This is a genomic window from Streptomyces beijiangensis (assembly GCF_017315755.1).
GTDB classification, from domain to species: Bacteria; Actinomycetota; Actinomycetes; order Streptomycetales; family Streptomycetaceae; genus Streptomyces; species Streptomyces beijiangensis.
In genome coordinates this window covers 1-492 of sequence record NZ_JAFLRJ010001008.1, presented here as the reverse complement: position 1 = coordinate 492, position 492 = coordinate 1, and the positions used below count along the sequence as shown (strand labels likewise).

1 protein-coding gene is annotated in these 492 nt (G+C 76.2%); it reads left to right on the top strand.

Annotated features, from left to right (window positions below):
- Nucleotides 1-321: type II secretion system F family protein (locus J0695_RS40300; protein ID WP_372445924.1), on the top strand; the 321-nt coding region annotated here is incomplete at its 5' end.
- Nucleotides 322-492: the final 171 nt, after the last annotated feature.

The window sequence follows — 492 nt, the reverse complement described above, 5'->3', positions numbered from 1 at the left end:
GTCGCGGCGTGCTGGCGGGTCGCGGTGGACGGAGGGGCGGGACTCGCGGCCGGGCTGGAAGGACTGGAGCGGGCGCTGCGCGCCGAGCAGGACCAACGGGCCGATCTGCGCGCCGAACTGACGGGGGCGCGCTCGACCGTGGTGATCCTCGCGGTGCTCCCGCTGATGGGGCTGGCGCTCGGGACAGGGCTTGGCGCGGACCCGCTGCGGACGCTGCTGCACACGCCGGCGGGTCTGGGCTGTCTGCTCGCGGGCGGGGCGCTTGAAGGGGCCGGGCTGGCATGGGCCAGGCAGATCGTACGAGCGGGGGAGAGCGCATGACCGGCGAAGTTGTCCACAGGCTGGGGGCGGTGGTGTGTGTCGCGGCCGCCCTGGGGTGGCTGGTCTTCGAGGTGGAAGTGCGCCGCCGGTCCCGGCGGATGCGCAGGCGGGTCGCCGCCCTGCTGGCGGCGGAGCGCGCGAGAAGGCCGAGGTGGCGGCCCGGGTACGGGG